This window comes from Salinicola sp. NYA28a (assembly GCF_976982775.1).
Genome location: NZ_OZ334582.1, coordinates 3,108,514 through 3,125,583, shown reverse-complemented (window position 1 = coordinate 3,125,583; position 17,070 = coordinate 3,108,514). Strand labels below are relative to the sequence as shown.

General features: G+C 63.3%; 15 protein-coding genes. 5 read left to right on the top strand and 10 right to left on the bottom strand.

What is annotated here, in order from left to right:
* Window positions 1-119 precede the first annotated feature (119 nt).
* From ACWHY3_RS14060 to ACWHY3_RS14050, 3 genes are all read right to left on the bottom strand, one after another.
* Complete coding sequence (locus ACWHY3_RS14060) at window positions 120-1,649, bottom strand: tripartite tricarboxylate transporter permease (RefSeq protein WP_448126801.1); 1,530 nt, start codon at window positions 1,647-1,649, stop codon at window positions 120-122.
* Window positions 1,650-1,651: 2 nt separating this feature from the next.
* Window positions 1,652-2,176 carry a tripartite tricarboxylate transporter TctB family protein gene (locus tag ACWHY3_RS14055; protein WP_448126800.1) on the bottom strand — a complete coding sequence of 175 codons (525 nt, stop codon included), beginning with the start codon at window positions 2,174-2,176 and terminating at the stop codon, window positions 1,652-1,654.
* 65 nt (window positions 2,177-2,241) lie between these two features.
* On the bottom strand, window positions 2,242-3,222 hold the full coding sequence (locus tag ACWHY3_RS14050) for a Bug family tripartite tricarboxylate transporter substrate binding protein (protein ID WP_448126799.1): 981 nt from the start codon (window positions 3,220-3,222) through the stop codon (window positions 2,242-2,244).
* A 467-nt stretch (window positions 3,223-3,689) separates the two neighbouring features.
* Here ACWHY3_RS14050 and glnE point away from each other — a divergent pair, with 467 nt between their 5' ends.
* Together glnE and ACWHY3_RS14040 are read left to right on the top strand one after the other, a co-directional pair.
* The gene (gene glnE / locus ACWHY3_RS14045; RefSeq protein WP_448126798.1) at window positions 3,690-6,653 is read left to right on the top strand and encodes a bifunctional [glutamate--ammonia ligase]-adenylyl-L-tyrosine phosphorylase/[glutamate--ammonia-ligase] adenylyltransferase; all 2,964 of its coding nucleotides are present in this window, start codon (window positions 3,690-3,692) and stop codon (window positions 6,651-6,653) included.
* A 68-nt stretch (window positions 6,654-6,721) separates the two neighbouring features.
* Entirely contained in the window at window positions 6,722-7,339 is a 618-nt protein-coding gene (locus tag ACWHY3_RS14040) for a YrbL family protein (RefSeq protein WP_071229814.1), read from the top strand.
* A 170-nt stretch (window positions 7,340-7,509) separates the two neighbouring features.
* On the opposite strand, the gene trhO is transcribed toward ACWHY3_RS14040, so the two are convergent.
* The 5 genes from trhO to ACWHY3_RS14015 form a co-directional block, all read right to left on the bottom strand.
* A complete protein-coding gene (gene trhO / locus ACWHY3_RS14035; protein WP_218776959.1) occupies window positions 7,510-8,460 on the bottom strand; it encodes an oxygen-dependent tRNA uridine(34) hydroxylase TrhO in 951 nt (316 codons plus the stop codon).
* Window positions 8,461-8,613: 153 nt separating this feature from the next.
* Window positions 8,614-9,585 carry an ornithine cyclodeaminase family protein gene (locus ACWHY3_RS14030; RefSeq protein ID WP_448126797.1) on the bottom strand — a complete coding sequence of 324 codons (972 nt, stop codon included), beginning with the start codon at window positions 9,583-9,585 and terminating at the stop codon, window positions 8,614-8,616.
* Between the two features lie 193 nt (window positions 9,586-9,778).
* Window positions 9,779-10,429 carry an FMN-binding negative transcriptional regulator gene (locus ACWHY3_RS14025; RefSeq protein ID WP_448126796.1) on the bottom strand — a complete coding sequence of 217 codons (651 nt, stop codon included), beginning with the start codon at window positions 10,427-10,429 and terminating at the stop codon, window positions 9,779-9,781.
* A 2-nt stretch (window positions 10,430-10,431) separates the two neighbouring features.
* Window positions 10,432-11,181: a GNAT family N-acetyltransferase gene (locus ACWHY3_RS14020; RefSeq protein WP_448126795.1), complete on the bottom strand. Its 750-nt coding sequence runs from the start codon at window positions 11,179-11,181 to the stop codon at window positions 10,432-10,434.
* 4 nt (window positions 11,182-11,185) lie between these two features.
* Window positions 11,186-11,632 carry a GNAT family N-acetyltransferase gene (locus ACWHY3_RS14015; RefSeq protein ID WP_448126794.1) on the bottom strand — a complete coding sequence of 149 codons (447 nt, stop codon included), beginning with the start codon at window positions 11,630-11,632 and terminating at the stop codon, window positions 11,186-11,188.
* A 155-nt stretch (window positions 11,633-11,787) separates the two neighbouring features.
* Between ACWHY3_RS14015 and pdxR the strand changes: the two genes are divergently transcribed.
* Window positions 11,788-13,233, top strand: a complete 1,446-nt coding sequence (gene pdxR, locus ACWHY3_RS14010; protein ID WP_448128167.1) for a MocR-like pyridoxine biosynthesis transcription factor PdxR — start codon at window positions 11,788-11,790, stop codon at window positions 13,231-13,233.
* Between the two features lie 15 nt (window positions 13,234-13,248).
* Here the strand turns inward: pdxR and ACWHY3_RS14005 are convergent, their stop codons facing one another.
* Together ACWHY3_RS14005 and ACWHY3_RS14000 are read right to left on the bottom strand one after the other, a co-directional pair.
* Window positions 13,249-14,514 carry a mechanosensitive ion channel family protein gene (locus ACWHY3_RS14005; protein ID WP_448126793.1) on the bottom strand — a complete coding sequence of 422 codons (1,266 nt, stop codon included), beginning with the start codon at window positions 14,512-14,514 and terminating at the stop codon, window positions 13,249-13,251.
* A gap of 161 nt (window positions 14,515-14,675) precedes the next feature.
* The gene (locus tag ACWHY3_RS14000) at window positions 14,676-15,191 is read right to left on the bottom strand and encodes a YchJ family protein (RefSeq protein ID WP_332779180.1); all 516 of its coding nucleotides are present in this window, start codon (window positions 15,189-15,191) and stop codon (window positions 14,676-14,678) included.
* 130 nt (window positions 15,192-15,321) lie between these two features.
* Between ACWHY3_RS14000 and ACWHY3_RS13995 the strand changes: the two genes are divergently transcribed.
* Together ACWHY3_RS13995 and ACWHY3_RS13990 are read left to right on the top strand one after the other, a co-directional pair.
* Window positions 15,322-16,038: a DUF3581 family protein gene (locus ACWHY3_RS13995; protein WP_448128166.1), complete on the top strand. Its 717-nt coding sequence runs from the start codon at window positions 15,322-15,324 to the stop codon at window positions 16,036-16,038.
* A 163-nt stretch (window positions 16,039-16,201) separates the two neighbouring features.
* Window positions 16,202-17,023 carry an ion transporter gene (locus ACWHY3_RS13990; RefSeq protein ID WP_087718418.1) on the top strand — a complete coding sequence of 274 codons (822 nt, stop codon included), beginning with the start codon at window positions 16,202-16,204 and terminating at the stop codon, window positions 17,021-17,023.
* Window positions 17,024-17,070: the final 47 nt, after the last annotated feature.

Sequence of the window (17,070 nt, the reverse complement as noted above, 5' to 3'; positions counted from 1 at the left end):
GGAAAGGCAGACTACGGAGAGATTTACGATTTGTTAAATTGAATGAAGATAGGTTTCTGATAATTTTTTACTATTTAATACCGGGCCCGCCGGCTGTCGGCGGGCCTGGCGGTCGTGGCTCAACTTGCGGGAGGCGTACCCAGGCTGTTGTCCTTGGGTTTGCGGATGACCATGAAGTAGAAGAACACCACGGTCAGGGCGAGGAAGAACAGACTGTCGGGACTGGTGAGGAAGATCAGCGGATTACCGTCATTGATGGAGAGCGCGCGACGGCAATACTCCTCCAGGCTCGGGCCGAGCACGAAACCCAGCAGCAGGCAGACGGTGGGATACTTCTGCTTGCGCAGGAAGTAGGCCAGCACGCCGAACACCAGCGCCAACGCCATCTGGAACGTGGAGTAGGTCGCCACGTAGCTGCCCACCAGCGCGACGATGGCGATGCTCGAGTAGAGCACGTCGCGGCGAATCGACACGATCTTGAGGAAGTAGGGGCCAAGCAGGTAGAGCGTCAGCGGAATCAGGATCAGCGCGCTGACGAACAGCGAGGCGAACATCGGCGCGATCAGATCAAGCTGCTGGGTCATGAACTGCGGGCCGGGCTGCAGACCGTTGATGACCAGCACGCCGAGCACGATCGCGGTGGTCGGATCGCCGGGGATGCCGAACGTCAGCATCGGCACGAAGGCGCCGCCGCACATCGAGTTGTTGGCGCACTCCGAGGCCGCGATGCCTTCCGGGTTGCCCTTGCCGTAGCGCTCGGGATGCTTGGAGGAGCGCATCGACTCCGCATAGGAGACGAAAGCCGCCATGGACCCGCCGGCGCCGGGCAGGATACCCACCGAGTAGCCGATGACCGCGCTCTTCAGGTAGCGCATCACGCCGATTTCCCGAACTTCCGCCAACGGCGGAATGAAATCGCGACGGCGCACCTTGGCCGCCTGGATCATGCTGGGGTCGACGGTACGGCTGCTGCGGCTGTCGGCCTGGATCAGCAGTTCGCTGATGGCGAAGGTGCCGATGATCAGCGGCATCATGTCGATGCCCTGGACCAGCACGCTGGTGCCGAAGGTGAAGCGGGCCAGCGGCTGCACCACGTCGATGCCGATGGTGGCGATCATGACGCCGAACAGGGTGGCAATCATGCCCTTGGTGATCGACCCGCGCTGGGAAATGATGATCACGATCAGGGCAAAGGCGATCAGCGAGAACTTGCCCGGCGTGCGGATCAGCAGAGCGACGTCGGCCGCCAGCGGCGCCATGACCATCAGCAGCAGCGCCCCCAGCGAGCCGCCGATCATCGAGCCCAGTGCGGCATGGCCGAGCGCCTTCGCGCCTTCGCCGCGCTGCTGCATCGGGTAGCCTTCCAGCGCGGTCATCATCGACGACGGTGCGCCGGGAATGTTGATGGTCGTGGCGGTGATGCTGCCGCTGCACATGCCCGCCATGAAGATGCTGGCACAGGCGACCAGCGCCGTGGTCACGTCGAGGCTGTAGGTGAGCGGCAGCAGTAGGGCGATGGCCAGCACCGAGGTCAGGCCCGGCACCGCGCCGAAGAAGGTGCCGATCAGGAAGCCGCCGATCATGTAGAGCAGGGTTTCGGGGTTGGCGAGGGCGGCGAAACCGCCCAGCAGACCGGAAATCGAATCCATGGTCATTGGCTCCAGAGCGTGGGCAGGCGGACCTGGAAGACGACTTCGAACAGCAGGTAGCCGGCGATGGTAATGACAATGGCGGCGATCAGCTTGCTTAGCCATTTCTCCCTGAATCCGCCACCGAATACACCGCTCAGCAGCAGCACGTAGACGAATGTGGCGACGAAATAGCCGATCAGGTCGAACGCCAGCAGGTATCCCGCCGTCAGCACGATGACGCCGATCGCGCCGAGCGAGAGTCCGGCGTACTGTCGTCTGCGCTGGGCAACGTCTTCGCCATCATCATCGCCGGCCGCCTCTTCGGTGGGCGTCTTGGGCTTGCCGCGCAGCGCATGGACCATGGCGCAGGTCAGCGCGATCAGCATGAGGACGGCGATGGCGATGGGAAAGAAGGCGGGCGTCATGTTGCCCCCTTTCATTGGCGGGCCGATGCGTATGGCCTCGATCAGGTAGACGACGGTGACGATCGTCAGCACGGCGGGTACGACGAAGCGCCCGTCGGCAATGAGACGTTTGGGAGACATGCAAGACACCTGGTTGATGGTGCATCGCGGGGCAGCGAAAGGCGCATTTCCCCGCGATGAAGACGTTATTTTTCCAGCACGCCCTGCTCGGCGAGCTGATCCATCGTGCTGAACAGCGACTCCTGGGTCTGTTCGACCCAGTCGGTGACGTCATCGCTTCCCAGCCAACTGGGCGTGACGCCGATCTTGGGCAACCACTGCTGGAACTCGTCGCTTTCGAAAGCCTCGTGATAGGCGTTTTCCAAGGTGTCGACGGCATCATCCGGGGTGCGCGCCGGTGCCGCCAGGATGATGAAGCTGCCCATCTGCAGATCGATGCCGGCATCGGTCTGGCTGATCGGCGGCACGTCCGGAAAGCCTTGGTTCTGCTTGTCCGAGAACTCCACCAGTCCGCGTGCCTGCCCTGACTCGATCAGCGGCGCCAGGTCGCCGAGGCTGGTCACCACGGCGTCGACCTCGCCATTGAGCAGCGCTTCCTTCTGCGACGCCGCGCTGTTGTCGTAGGAGACGATCTTGAACTCGGCGCCGGTGAGATCCTGGAGCTGCAGCAGCGTCAGGTGGGTCCTGGCGCCCATGTTCTGAATGCCGATGCGAATACTGTTGGGCTCCTCCTTGGCAGCCGCGATCAGATCGTCGAGCGTCTCGTAGGGGGAGCTTTCCGGTACGGTAATCGCGTCGGCTTCGCTGGTGATGCGGGCGATCATGCGCATCTTGTCCATGTCGAAGCCGGGCAGCATGTTCTTCCACGGGATCGTGATGATGCTGTCGTAGGTGATCGCGGCGACGGTCTGCCCATCCGGACGCGCCTTCATCAACTGGAGCAGGCCGGTTGCCGTCATGCCGCCTTCCACGTTCTCGACATACATCGAGACGGGCAGCGACTCTTCGGCGATATTGGAAACCTTGCGGACGATGGCGTCGGTACCGCCGCCGGCGGCCGCCGGCACGATGACGCGGATATCCCGGTTCGGGAAATCGGCCTGGGCGGCGCCGGCCGCCAACGATGCGAGGCAGGCGATGCCGAGGAGTGTCTTCTTGAGCTTCATGGCGTATCCCTTGCTTGATGGTGCAGTTCGAGAGTGGATCCACGGGCGGCGTTCTCTCGTTCGAGCTAACGCCCGCTGGACCCGACGAATTGGCTTGTGCCTTTGTAGCCGTTTTATTCGTACGATGTAATACAACCTTGGTGTGACATCATCGATAATCTGCGACTTAGGTTTTGTCTGAAAAGTCGTCGAGCGAAGGTCAGGCAAGGCAAAAATCGGCAAAAAGACGGAGTTTACGCGGTGTAAATGAGTACTTTGAGCCGATTTTTAACGCCGTATGGCCGAGCGCAGACAGTTTTCAGACAAAGCCTAGGCTCGGGCACGATCTGCATCGCTTGGGCCTGACACGGGGCTTCGCTATGCTGGTCGGATCTGGCTGCCCGCGTTTTCCTGGCCTGGTTTCAGCCAATATCTTGCCGGCCTGGTTTCAGCCACCATCATCCGCCATAGCCCGCCTGGAGTCCCTCATGTCGTTACCCGAGTCCTGGTTTGCCCAGACCGACATTCCCGTTGCGCTGGAGAACGCCTGGCAAGAGGCCAGGCAGCGCCTGGATGCGGGGCTGGATGCCGCCGGTGCCGATCCGGCCGTCACCGACGCCTGGCTCTCCCTGAGCGATGTGCGTCGGCGCGAGCTTGCCCGGCTGGTCCTGCTGTCCGACTTCGCGCTGGACGCGCTGGTGACGCGACCGGCGCTGCTTCCCGGCCTGATCGACAGTGGCGAGCTGGAGGCGGCGCCGAATCGGGCGCAGATCGAAGACGCGCTGCACCAGGCGCTGGCAGAAGCGGACGACGAAGCATCGCTCCACAGGGCGCTGCGCCGTTTTCGTCAGGCCCGGATGCTCGGCATCGTGTGGCGGGACCTCAACAGTGCCGAGATGTGGCAGACCGCCGCCAAGGTTTCGGAACTCGCCGAGGTCTGCCTCGAAGGCGCGCTGGGTTGGCTCGAGACGCATCTCGCGCCCCGGTGGGGCAGCCCTGCACCGCGCCGTGACGGCTCGCCGCAGCGTCTGATCGTGCTGGGAATGGGCAAGCTCGGCGCCGGCGAACTCAACCTCTCCTCGGATATCGATCTGATTTTCGCGTTTCCGGAGAAAGGCACGACCCGGGGCGGGGAGCGCGAGTATGACCATCAGCAGTACTTCACCAAACTGGGGCAAAAGCTGATCGCCGCGCTGGATGAGATCACCGCCGACGGCTTCGCCTTCCGGGTCGACATGCGCCTGCGACCGTTGGGCGACGGCGGGCCGCTGGTCGGCAGCTTCAACACCTTCACCAGCTACTATCAGGATCAGGGGCGCGAGTGGGAGCGTTACGCCATGCTCAAGGCGCGCCCGGTCGCGGGCGATCTCGATGCCGGGCATGAACTGCTCGATGAACTCAGGCCCTTCATCTATCGCAAGTATCTGGATTTCGGCGCGATCGAATCGCTGCGCGAGATGAAGGCGATGATTCACCGCGAGGTCAAGCGGCTAGGGCGGGACGACAACATCAAGCTGGGGCGCGGCGGGATCCGCGAGGTCGAATTCGTGGTCCAGGCGTTCCAGCTGATCCGCGGCGGCCGGGATACCGAGCTTCAGGTCACCTCGCTGCGGGAGGCCATGGCGCGCCTGGTCACGCTCGAACTGCTGCCGCAGCCGGTGGTCGACGAGCTGCGCGAAGATTACGTCTTCCTGCGGGATCTGGAGCACGCGCTGCAGGCACAGCAGGATCGCCAGACGCAGCAGTTGCCCGACGACACCGAGAACCAGGCGAGGTTGGCGATGGCGATGCGACTGCCGGACTGGGCTGCCTTGAAAGACGCGCTTTCGGCCTGCCGCGAGCGGGTTCGACGCCATTTCGATGCCGTGGTCGCCGATCCGGACGACGAGTCGCCGGCATCCGACGACGACTCGCCCCAGGATGACACCGCCTGGCGGCAGCTGTGGCAGGGGGAGATGGATGATACCGAAGCCGAGCGGTTGATGGCGGCGGCGGGTTACGAGCTGCCCGAGGCGCTGCGACGCCTCAAGACCTTTCGCGACTCCCGCGGCGTGCAATCGATGCAGCGTATCGGCTACGAGCGCCTCGAGGCCGTCATGCCGATGCTGCTGGAGGCCGCCGCCGAGAACGAGGCGCCCACTACCGCCCTGGAGCGGGTGCTGCCGCTGATCGAGGCGGTGTTGCGACGCACCGCCTATCTTTCGCTGCTGCGCGAGAACCCGCAGGTTCTGCCGTCGCTGATCCGGCTGTGCGCGGCCAGCCCCTGGATCGCCGAACAGCTGGCGCGCCACCCCATTCTGCTCGACGAACTGCTGACCCCCGCGACGCTCTATTCGCCCGCCGACAAGCAGCGCCTCGCGGACGAGCTGCGCCAGACGCTGGCGCGGATTCCCGAAGACGACGAGGAGGGCTGGCTGGAAGCGATGCGGGTCTTCAAGCAGACCCAGGTGTTGCGCGTTGCCGCTTCCGACATTGCCGGCGGGCGCGTGTTGATGAAGGTCAGCGACTATCTGACCGCGATCGCCGAGGTGGTGCTGGATAGCGTGCTGCAGATGGCGTGGCGCTCGCTGACGGCCCGATACGGGCACCCCAGCGCCAGAGACTCGGCCGGTCAGGCGGCCTTTCTGATCGTCGGCTACGGCAAGCTGGGCGGCATCGAGCTGGGGTACGGCTCCGATCTCGATCTGGTATTCCTCTATGATGCCGCGCCTCGGGGCGTGACCGACGGCGCCAAGTCGATCGATAACCTGGTGTTCTTCACCCGGTTGGGGCAGCGCGTCATTCATCTGCTCACCGCGACCACACCCAGCGGCACGCTCTACGAAGTCGACATGCGCCTGCGCCCCTCGGGGAACGCCGGGTTGCTGGTGTCGTCGCTGGACGCCTTTGCCGAGTACCAGCGCAACGAGGCCTGGATCTGGGAGCACCAGGCGCTGGTGCGCGCGCGTGCCGTGGCGGGCGACGACGTATTGAAGGAACGATTCGAGGCCGTTCGCCGGGAAGTGCTGGCGCGGGAGCGCGATGACGATGAACTTCGTCGCGAAGTCGTCAAGATGCGCCTGAAGATGCGCGAGCATCTCGGCAGCGGCGGCGAGGCGCGCGAGGCCGGCCAGTTCCATCTCAAGCAGGATGCCGGCGGCCTGGTGGATATCGAGTTCATGAACCAGTATGCGGTGCTGGCGCTGTCGGCCCGGACGCCGGCACTGCTCGAGGTCACCGACAACATGCGGCTGATGGATGCGCTGGCCGAGAGCGGCAAGCTCCCCGAACAGGATGCGCGGAAACTGCAGGCGGCGTATCTCGCCTATCGCGATGCGAGCCACCGCGCGGCGCTGGCCAAGCGGGGCAGTCTGGTATCTGCCGAGGCATTCGCCGATCACCGCGAGCATATCCTGGCGCTGTGGCGACGCTGGATGGAACCGGCCGCCGAACGCGAGGCGAACGATCAATGAGAACAGCGTTTGATTAAGTTATCATTATAGAGGCATGACGTCTCAATGGCGGCTCGGAGTGGCCCGCAATGTATCGACTTGTTTCTGCCAACGAAATTGCCCACGGCAACGATCGGGCCATCTTCCGGCATCCGGAACGCCCCGGATGCTGTATCAAGGTGCCGCGCTTTCCCGAGCGCGGTAGCCAGCAGAACGAGCGCGAGAAGGTCTACTTCGAGAACCTGTTGCGCCGCGGCATGGTCGATTGGCGCCATGTGCCGGCGTACTACGGGACGGTGGCGACGGACCAGGGCGAGGGTCTGGTCTTCGACTTGATCAGCGATGCCGATGGCCAGGTCTCTTCCACCATTCGGCAATACCGTCAGCGAGACGAGACGGCCTGGCTCGAGACCCAGGCCTTCTCCGACGAGCTGCAGCGGCTTTATCTTTACCTGCGCGACAACTGGATCGTGCCGTCCGACATCAACGACCGCAATATCGTCTGTCAGCGTCTGGCAGACGGCACTCAGCGGTTGTGGCTGATCGATGGCGTTTCCAACCCCGATTTCATGCCGCTGGCCAATATCTGGCCGTGGTTCGCGCGCCAGAAGATCGATCGCCGCATGAAGCGGTTCTTCACCAAGCTGACGGCCTCCGGGCTGCTGCCGGAAGCGGAAAGAGAGGAATTGCTGCGTAGCGTGCAATGAGCCCGCGACGCAGCAGGCGTCGATAGAAGGCCGGGCGTCGATAGAAAGGCAGGTGTCGATAGAATGCTGCGACGAAAGCCCATCGATAAACGCCCATCGGTAAACGCCAGTCGATAAACGACGACGGCCTCTCGATCGATCCGAGAGGCCGTTTTCGTTGGCGGAGCCGATCAATGCTCCGTGGTGGTCTCGCGCGGGTTGCGGCCGATCGGATGCGGCTCGTTGCGGGCTCGGGCCAGTTCGATCTGTTTCTGGCGCTCGCGGGCGCTGGCGCGGGTCTTCTCCGGTAGCGAATCCCAGCAGTGGGGGCAACTGATGCCCGGCGAATACTGCTCCGACGCCTGGTCTTCGACCGAGATCGGCATGCGGCAGGCGTGGCACTGCTCGTAGGCGCCCTCGCTCAAGTCATGACGAACGGTGACCCGGTTGTCGAACACGAAGCAGTCACCGCGCCAGCGGGTTTCGGCCTCGGGAACCTTTTCCAGATAGCTCAGGATGCCGCCCTTGAGGTGGAAGACCTCCTCGAACCCTTCGTTGAGCATGAAGCTCGAGGCCTTCTCGCAGCGAATCCCGCCGGTACAGAACATCGCCACCTTCTTGTGCCGGGCGGGATCGTAGTGCTGCTTGACGTAATCGGGGAACTCGCGGAACGACTTGGTCCTGGGATCGATGGCGCCCTCGAAACTGCCGATCGCCACTTCGTAGTCGTTGCGGGTGTCGATCACCAGCACTTCCGGGTCGTCGATCAACGCGTTCCACTGCTCCGGCTCGACGTAGGTGCCGACGCGCCGGTTGGGATCGATATCCGGCACGCCCATGGTGACGATCTCGCGCTTGAGCTTGACCTTGGTGCGATAGAACGGATGTTCCTCGCAGTAGGACTCCTTGTGCTCGAGTGCGGCGAAGCGGGTATCGCGCTTGAGCCACCCGAGCAGGGCATCGATGCTTGCGCGCGTGCCGGAAACGGTGCCGTTGATGCCCTCGAAAGCGAGCAGCAGAGTGCCCTTGACGTCGAGACGCTTCATTTCGTCGAGCAGCGGCTCGCGCAGGGCTTCGAAATCATCGAGCGTGACGAACTGGTACAACGCCGCGACGACGATCGGTTGATCGCTGATTGACATGCAGGACTCCTGGTTGTCGCTCTCGCAAAGGGCGGACCGGGTGAGGTAAGGGGCTGCCGATGCCCCGATGAACGTCGCGCATTTTACGCCGCTGAGCGCGAGCGTCCAGTGACCGACTGCCGCAGCGCGAACGGCGCCGAGTGTCGTCTTGCGTTACTGAACGGTCTCGGCGATATAGCGTGCGATCATCAGATCGAGATGGGCGCCGCCGCCATTCTTGAACACCGTGATATCGCTGTCGCTGGTTCGGCCCGGTTGTTTTCCGAGAGAGCCGTCATCAAGAGAACCGCCATCGCGAGAGCCGCCAGCCAGAAGATCGTAGAAATCCGCGATCACGTCGCTTTCGGCAATGGCACCTTCGGCAATGGGGATCTTCAGCTCGCCGATGTGATGAATTGTGGTCTCCCGGCTATCGACGAACAGCCGGCTGGTTTGCAGCAATTCGTCATCCGCCTCGCGCATGTCCGCCTTGTAGGCGCCGATGAGGTCGACATGGGTGCCGGGCTGTATCCACTCTCCCAGAATCAGCGGCGCGCGTGCCATGGTGGCGCTGGAGATGATGTCCGCCGAGCGGGCGGTCGCTTCCAGATCGGTCACGGCGGTGACGTTCAGGCCGCGCTTGGCACAGGTCTCGGCCAGCGCCACGGCTTTGTCGTGGGTGCGGTTCCAGATGCTGATACGCGCCAGATCGGGGAAGAGGGTGGTGTAGGCATCGATCAGGCTCGCCGCGACCGTTCCAGCACCGCAGACCAGCAGATGACGACTGTCCGGCCGTGCCAGCAGGAGCGCGCCCAGCAACGAATCGCTGGCGGTCTTGATTTCGGTGACGAGCCGGCTCTCGATGATCGCTTTCAACTGGCCGTCGTCGGGCGAGAAGTAGAGCATCGCGCCCTGTACGGTATCCAGCCCGCGGGCTGTGTTACCGTCGAAGACGGTGACTGCCTTGGCGCCGTAGCCAAGGCCGGGGATGAAACTCGAACGGTTGAGCAGCGTCTTGTCGGCCGGGCCCAGGAAGGTATCGCCGATTTCCGGCCGGGCAGCGTGATGGCCTTGTCTCAAAGCCTCGACCGCGGCGGACCAGGAGAGGCGTTCTCTCGCCTCGGGGTAAGTGATCTGTTGAACCATGAGGCCAAATCCTTGGAATCTATCTTGAAATGACGGAGGAAGATCCAGTCAAACAGAGCTGGCCGGCAAGCGCCAGCGAATGGAAAAGTGGCCGGAACGAATGCCCGAGTGCCAGCCCCGACCGACGGCACTCCCGGCAGACGATGCCGCTCCGGTCGGCAGGTGCCGCTCTGGTCAGAAGACGCCGCTTTGGTCAGGAGGTGCCGCCCAGGCAGCGAGCCACGTCCTCAGCGTAACCGTACTCGTCGCGCAGTCCTCGCAGAATCGACTCGCGCTCTTCCATCGGCTTGTGCTGGCTCGCCTTGCGCTTGCCTTCCAGCCGCTCGATGGTCAGTTCGACGCCGATGATGGCACGGCACATCTTGTCGATGAAATCCGCTGGTGCGTCATTGACCGCCCAAGGTGTTTCCCGGTCTCGCTCGAAACGGTTGGTCAGTTCCGTGACGAGCTTTTTCAGCCAGTCCGCGTCGTCGATCAGGCGCAGCCGGCCGTGGGCATGCACCACCTGATAGTTCCAGGTCGGCACGACCTTGCCGTGTTCGCGCTTGGCGGGATACCAGCTCGGCGTGATATACGCCTGCGGGCCGTGGAAGATCGCCAGGGCCTGACAATCCAGGGTCTGGCAATCCAAGCGGCCCGGAGCCAACGGGTTGGCGCGCGCGATATGCCCGCGTAGCGTACCCGGCGATGACCCGCCGTCGGCAGATTCGAACAGCAGCGGCAGATGGTCGGCGGCGAGGCCGGTTTCACCGCCATGTGTGATCAGCGTGGCAAACGGTGCCTGATCGATGGCCTGTTTCAAGGCGTCCGGATCATCGAGGCGGAACTGTTTTGGCTGGTACATGCTCAATACCCCGACTTTGTCAGTTCGGCGGTCATCGTCGAAAGCGATTGGTGCTGGCGGCCGTCGGCATCGAAGTTGTTCGGTGTCAGCCAGCGACGATGGCACTCGCGGATCGCTGGCCATTCAGCGTCGATGATCGAGAACCAGGCGGTGTCACGGTTGCGGCCGTTGACCACGCGATGCTGGCGAAATATGCCCTCGAAGCGAAAGCCCAGGCGCTCTGCGGCGCGACGGGATGGCGCGTTCAGCGCATCGCATTTCCACTCCACGCGGCGATAACCGAGTTCGAAGGCGTGGCTAATCAACAGCATCAGCGCCTCGCTGGAGATCGGCGTGCGCGCCATGCGCGGCGAGAAATTCAGGTGGCCGATCTCGATGCTGCCGTCGACCGGCACGATGCGCAGATAGGTCGCCATGCCGACGGCTTGGCCGTCGGCCGGATCGATGATGGCGTAACAGTGCGGATCGTCGCTTGCGGTCATCGTCTCGAGCCAGCGTCGACAGCCGGCTTCGTCGTCGAATCCGCGACCGCCGAGATAGGTCCAGCGTGCCTTGCCGTCACGATCGTCGACGACTTCGGGATCTGACGACTGCCAGGCTCGCCAGAGAGCGGGAGCGTGAGCTAAGGCATCCAGCGGTTCGAGGCGGCAGAAACGGCCCTCCAGGGTCTCGGCCCGAGGTGCCGGCGGCGGCTGCCAGCCGTCGATAACCGGGCCGACGGGCTGGCCATATTCGTTGATGAACGGGGTCATGGCATCACACGCTCAATAGGTAGGTATAAAACGCCTCGTCGCGCTGCCAGCCGAGCGCCTGGTAGCGGGACTGGGCGGTCACGTTGTCGGTCTGGGTGCGCAACATCAGCTGTGGCACGCCGTGCTCGACTGCCAGTGCCCGGGCGGCTTGCAATAGCGCGCTGCCGATGCCGTTGCGACGAGCTTCGGGTACGACGAAGAGATCGTTGAGGATCCAGCGTGTTCCGAGCGAGGTAGTCGAGGGCACGGGAAACAGCTGCACAAAGCCGATCGCCGCGCCGTTCTCATCCAGCGCGATCAGCAGATGCGCATCGTCCCGTTCGAAGCGTCGCGCCAGGAACTGCCGAGCGCCTTCCGGGTCGCTGGGTTGCCGATAAAACTGGCGATAGCCATCGATCAGTGCAACGAGACTGTCGATATCCTCGGGGATGGCGGCACGAATGGTAGGCATGGCGGACTCCCTGGCGAGCGAACGGGGTGACACGCGTGACGTGAGGCCAGTTTGGCCTCATGCTGGTTCCTCGATAAGGGCCAGTTGATGCAATAGTGAGGGAACCAGTGCCGCCATCTCAGGACCACCGGCTGTGGATCGTCGAAGCGCTGACCATGCAACTCGCGTTGCCATCCGCGGCGACCTTGACCCAGCGACTCTATCAGTCGCTAAGAGACTGGATCCAGGAGGGCAAGCTCGGTGCCGGCACGGCGCTACCTTCCTCGCGCCAGCTGGCACGCGAGCTCGGGCTGGGCCGCAATACCGTGCTGGGCGCCATCGATCGGCTCGTCGCCGAAGGGTTCGTGGAGACTCGCCGAGGCGCGGGTGTCTTCGTCGCCGCGTGGCGATCGGAAGCCTTGACGGCGGCGGCATCGGCATCCGGCAGCGCGGCGCCGTCGCTTTCCGCTCGGGGCCGGCGCATTCTCGATTTCAGCGGTGTGCTGAGCGATCGCTATACAGCCTTCGCGCCGGGCGTGCCCGCGCTGGACCGCTTTCCCCGCGAACGCTGGCAGCGGTTGTTGCGCCGCCAGCGCCAGCGGGCGCCGCTCGAATGGCACGACTACCAGCATCAGGGCGGTGTCCCGGCGTTGCGAGAAGCGCTGTGCGACTATCTGCAGTTATCGCGTTCGGTGCGTTGCCGGCCCGGGCAGATCCTGATCACCCAGGGCGCTCAGCAGGGCTTCGAGCTGATCGCCCGGTTGCTGGCCGATGCCGGTGACGCGGTGTGGGTGGAAGAGCCGGGCTACGGCGGGGCGCAGTCCTGCTTCGTGGCGGCCGGTCTGGATACCGTGCCGCTGGCCGTCGACGAGGATGGGGCGAACGTGGAGCGCGTGCCGCGGGAGACGCCACCGCCGCGGCTGATCTACGTCACGCCCTCGCACCAATATCCCAGTGGCGTGACGATGACCTTGCCGCGCAGGATGGCGTTGCTGGATGCGGCTCGGCGTCATGGTGCCTGGATCATCGAGGACGATTACGACAGCGAGTTTCGCTATGCCAGCGCGCCGATCGCGTCGCTGCAGGGGCTCGTCGACGATGCCCCGGTCATCTACGTCGGCACTTTCAGCAAGGTGCTGTATCCGGGGTTGCGGCTCGGCTATCTGGTGCTGCCGGAAGCGCTGGTCGATGCCTTCAAGCGAGCCAATGCCCGGCTTCACCGGGAAGGGCAGTACGTGGCGCAGGCCGCAGTGGCAGCGTTCATTGCCGAGGGGCATTTCGTACGTCACGTCGCGAAAATGCGTGGGCTCTATCGCCAGCGTCAGGCGCAGCTGCGACGAGCGCTGGCCCCGGCGGCCGCGCGCGGGCTGGTGCTCTCGGCGGGGCAGGCGGGGATGCACCTGGTTGCCGAGCTGGATAGCTTCGAGCTGGAGACCGAGCTGGTCTCGCGGGGGCAGGAGGCCGGGATTCTGCTGTCGCCGCTGTCGCGCTATTTCCTGCAGCCGCCCGGCCGGCCAGGTCTGGTGCTGGGCTACGCTGGCGCCACCGAAGCCGAGATCGCGTCGGCCGGACGCTGGCTGAGCGATAGCTGGTGCCAGCTGAGCATCCGCCACGGGCGTTGAGCGGGGGCGGCCGATTCAGGCGTCGCCGTCGTCGTCCTGCGGGTCTTCCGTTTGACGGGGGCCCGGATTCGAAGGGCGCTCGGTCCGCGACGAGGTGGTGTCGCGGTCGCGGTGTGACGTGGTGTCTCGTTCCTCGTTATCGGCATGGTCGCGCTCGGGCTCCTGATGGCGAATGCCGTCGGGGAAATAGACCCGGGATGCCGGAATGGCCAGTTCCGCGCCGTGGGAGTCGATGATGTCGCGGATCTTCAACAGGATGTCCTGCTTGATCTCGTGGAAACGCTGCCAATCCGTCTCGTGGGTGAAGGCGTAGACAATGATATCCAGCGAGTACTGGCCGTAGGTGGAGAAGTTGACCGTGATCAGCTCGTCCTGATTGATTTCCTCGTGCTCCAGCAGCAGGTTGCGAATATCCCGGGCGACATTCTCGATGGCGCCGATGTCCTGGTAGCGGAGGCTGATGGTTTCCCACAGGCGACGGCTGACCATTCGGGTCGGGGTCTCCACGGAGATCTGGCTGAACCAGGCGTTGGGCACGTAGAGCGGTGGCCCGGCGAAGGTTCGGACGGTGGTGAGGCGCCAGCCGATATCCTCGACGATGCCCTCGATCTGGCGCTCGGGGGAGCGGATCCAGTCGCCGACCACGAACGGCTTGTCCAGATGGACCACCATGCCGCCGAAGAAGTTGGCGATGACATCCCGCGCGGCGAAGCCGATCACCAAGCCACCGAAGCCGCCCATGGCCAGAATGCTCGACATCGACACGCCCAAGATCTGTAGTCCGATCAATATCAGCGTGACGATCAGGATAGCGCCGACGATCTTGCTCAAGGCCGATGCCGATGTGGGATCGACCGGCTTGGCATGGCAGTTACCCGGCGGAAAGACCAGGCGCTGTTCCAGCCGTCGGAAAAGCCGGATGCCGCCCCAGGCGACCAGGAGCAGCGTGATCAATGCTCCGACCCGGGACAGCACGATGTTCAGTCGCTCGATCTCGAAATGGTTGCCGATCACGCCGAGGCCGACCATCAGCGCGGTAACCCAGACCCACCAGCGTAGCGGAAGACGCAGACCGTGAAGGATGGGGTCGTCCCAGCGGCGCGGCGAATTGCGCAGGCGACGCTCCATCCGGTTGAGAACGAAGTGCAGGGCGATGTCGACGATGACCGCGATCAGCAGTATCAGCGCGGGTAGCACGATCCAGCCCGGAATATGGAGCCATTGGCCGAGTTCGGTCTGGAAGCGGGAGAGAAGATTCGTGGCGCTATCAGAAATATTCATGCACCTGCTTTTCATGTCCGGAAATCGAAGCGTTTCGACGCTGCAACAGAGATCGAGCTTAGTGTGTCGATGAGTATCCGGCGCGTCGATTCGATAAAAGCGTAGCGGGACGAAGGGGCATATTCCACAGGGTGACTCGATTCGGCGTGCCTGCGATCGGTTCAGCGCAGGCAGCAGCGCTTGGCCTTCTTGCCGCTTCCGCAGAGGCAGGGCGCGTTACGCGAGGCGGTGGCGGCGGGGGGCGGATCGATGATGCCGTCGACGTAACGCCACAAGCCCTGGCGTCGGCGAAAGCGCGAACGCTCGTGAAGCACTTGCGGCGTTACCGCTGGCCCTGCACCGAACGGGCGGCAGTGTGCCTTGAACTCGACCGTTGCCTTGGCGCCGTTCTCGTGGGCATCGAGAATCTCGAGCCGCAGCCATTGTTGTTCCTGGCGGTCCAGTTGCTCCGCCGTCAGGGCCGGGTCGATGGCATCGGCCTCCCAGGTCCTGACGAGATAGTCACCGAGCCCGCCCAGCGCAAAGGCGGTGTAGCGTGAGCGCATGAGCGCTTCCGCCGTTGGCGCGGGCGCTTCCCCGCGATGGTAGATCCCGCAGCAGCGGCGGTAGGGCAGGCCGTTTCCGCAGGGGCACGGTCGAGTCTCGATGTCTTCAGAGGCTGTGGTTGGAACATTCATTTGGGTAAACTACGCTATCGTTTGTCTCTAAAAAATGTTAATGGTGCGCTGCGATTTGCCCTAACATGTGGTAAAAGTGCGGCGCCTGGAATCCCAACGCCAAGTCATTCGATACGTGGGTCGACCACTTATGTTTCTCGACGAGTTCCATTCTACCGACGCGGACCGTATCTGTATCACCGCAGATCAGGCCAGTCAGTTTGCGCGTCAGATCGCGGGAGATTACAACCCGATCCATGATCCCTGTGCGCGGCGTTTCTGCGTGCCGGGCGACCTGTTGTTCGCGCTGGTGCTGTCCCGTTACGGGCTGTCTCAGCACATGACGTTCCACTTCTGTGGAATGGTGGGGGACAGCGTCTCGTTGAGCTTCGTCGAAGAGGAAGAGACCGGCACCGTCAGCGTCGTCGACCAGAGCGGTAAACAGTATCTGAGCGTCAAGCGCAGCGGCTGGACGATTCATGACCCGGGCACCGTCGAGACTTTCACCCGTCGCTACGTGGCCTTCTCGGGCCGCAACTTTCCGCATTATCTCAAGCCTCTGCTCGAAGAGAAGGGTGTCATGTTCAATCCCCAGCGCCCGCTGGTGATCTACGACAGCATGGGATTCACGCTCGAGGATCACGACCCGTGTGATCTGGATCTGGATTTCGCCGGCGCCAATCTGGACGTCAAGGGCAAGCGCGGAGAGGCTCATCTTGAATTCCGCATGAGCTGCCGTGGCCGTGACGTGGGCATCGGCTCCAAGAAACTGGTGATCAGTGGTCTCCAGGACTACGACGCGGAAAAGATGGATACGTTCGTGACCAATTTCACCCAGCTGAAACTGGCCAACCCCTGTTCGGCCTGATCGCACGCGACTCGTGTGAGCTGATGCGTCGGGGGCGCGTGATACTCGGCGGACGTTGAGCGGGCGATTCGCGTCACATCGGCCCATTTGCGGATAATGCCGTTCATCCTGTCGCGGCCAGAGGGCTGACGGGATCGGGGCGCACAGGTGAACGGGACTTGCCATGAAGGAACATGTCACCCCTTTTCAGTTTTTTATCCTGGCGCTCTCGTTCTACGTGCTGGGAGCCATGCTGGCCGAGCTTTTTCTCGATCTGCCTGCCGATATCCTCCAGTTATTCGATTATCTGGACTACATCGTCTGCTTTTTCTTCTTCATCGATTTCTGCCAGCGGTTCTACCGCGCACCCAATAAATGGCGCTATATGCGCTGGGGGTGGCTGGATCTGCTGGCAAGCATTCCTGCCGGCTGGTTTCAGGCTGCGCGTCTGGCCCGTGTCGTTCAGGTCATTCGTGTGCTCCGGGCGCTGCGGTCGCTGGAGTTGATCTGGCAACTGCTGTTTCGTAACCGGGCCGAAGGCGTATTGGCGTCGGCGGCGACGGCGACCGTGCTGCTGGTGGTCTTCGGAGCGATGACGGTATTGATGGTGGAAACGCCCAATCCGGACAGCCCTATCAATACGGCGGAAGAAGCGTTGTGGTGGGCGATCGTGACCGTTACCACGGTCGGCTACGGGGATTACTATCCGATCACGACGCTGGGGCGCATCGTCGCCGTGTTGCTGATGGTCTGCGGGGTCGGGCTGTTCGGTAGTTTCGCGGCTTACGTGAGCTCGCTTTTCGTCGAAGATCAGGAAGAGTCGGAATCCCGCCAGCACAAGGCGAACCGGCGCATGATGCGCCACATGATCGAGCAGGTGAGCGAGCTTCAGGTCGAGATCGAATCGCTGCGCCAGGAGCTGCGCGATCATCGTCGGGAGTTGGCCGAACGCCAGACGCGCGAGCACGAGGATCGTGACCGAGAGGACGATAAAGCGAAACGATGAGCGCGATGACGATATTGCATTGCCAGGGAAATATAAGGGTGCTAATA

Excerpts from the sequence above, each read along its gene's own strand:
- ACWHY3_RS14060 (WP_448126801.1), bottom strand. The coding sequence starts at position 1,649 with ATGGATTCGATTTCCGGTCTGCTGGGCGGTTTCGCCGCCCTCGCCAAC.
- ACWHY3_RS14055 (WP_448126800.1), bottom strand. The coding sequence starts at position 2,176 with ATGTCTCCCAAACGTCTCATTGCCGACGGGCGCTTCGTCGTACCCGCC.
- ACWHY3_RS14050 (WP_448126799.1), bottom strand. The coding sequence starts at position 3,222 with ATGAAGCTCAAGAAGACACTCCTCGGCATCGCCTGCCTCGCATCGTTG.
- glnE (WP_448126798.1), top strand. The coding sequence starts at position 3,690 with ATGTCGTTACCCGAGTCCTGGTTTGCCCAGACCGACATTCCCGTTGCG.
- ACWHY3_RS14040 (WP_071229814.1), top strand. The coding sequence starts at position 6,722 with ATGTATCGACTTGTTTCTGCCAACGAAATTGCCCACGGCAACGATCGG.
- trhO (WP_218776959.1), bottom strand. The coding sequence starts at position 8,460 with ATGTCAATCAGCGATCAACCGATCGTCGTCGCGGCGTTGTACCAGTTC.
- ACWHY3_RS14030 (WP_448126797.1), bottom strand. The coding sequence starts at position 9,585 with ATGGTTCAACAGATCACTTACCCCGAGGCGAGAGAACGCCTCTCCTGG.
- ACWHY3_RS14025 (WP_448126796.1), bottom strand. The coding sequence starts at position 10,429 with ATGTACCAGCCAAAACAGTTCCGCCTCGATGATCCGGACGCCTTGAAA.
- ACWHY3_RS14020 (WP_448126795.1), bottom strand. The coding sequence starts at position 11,181 with ATGACCCCGTTCATCAACGAATATGGCCAGCCCGTCGGCCCGGTTATC.
- ACWHY3_RS14015 (WP_448126794.1), bottom strand. The coding sequence starts at position 11,632 with ATGCCTACCATTCGTGCCGCCATCCCCGAGGATATCGACAGTCTCGTT.
- pdxR (WP_448128167.1), top strand. The coding sequence starts at position 11,788 with ATGCAACTCGCGTTGCCATCCGCGGCGACCTTGACCCAGCGACTCTAT.
- ACWHY3_RS14005 (WP_448126793.1), bottom strand. The coding sequence starts at position 14,514 with ATGAATATTTCTGATAGCGCCACGAATCTTCTCTCCCGCTTCCAGACC.
- ACWHY3_RS14000 (WP_332779180.1), bottom strand. The coding sequence starts at position 15,191 with ATGAATGTTCCAACCACAGCCTCTGAAGACATCGAGACTCGACCGTGC.
- ACWHY3_RS13995 (WP_448128166.1), top strand. The coding sequence starts at position 15,322 with ATGTTTCTCGACGAGTTCCATTCTACCGACGCGGACCGTATCTGTATC.
- ACWHY3_RS13990 (WP_087718418.1), top strand. The coding sequence starts at position 16,202 with ATGAAGGAACATGTCACCCCTTTTCAGTTTTTTATCCTGGCGCTCTCG.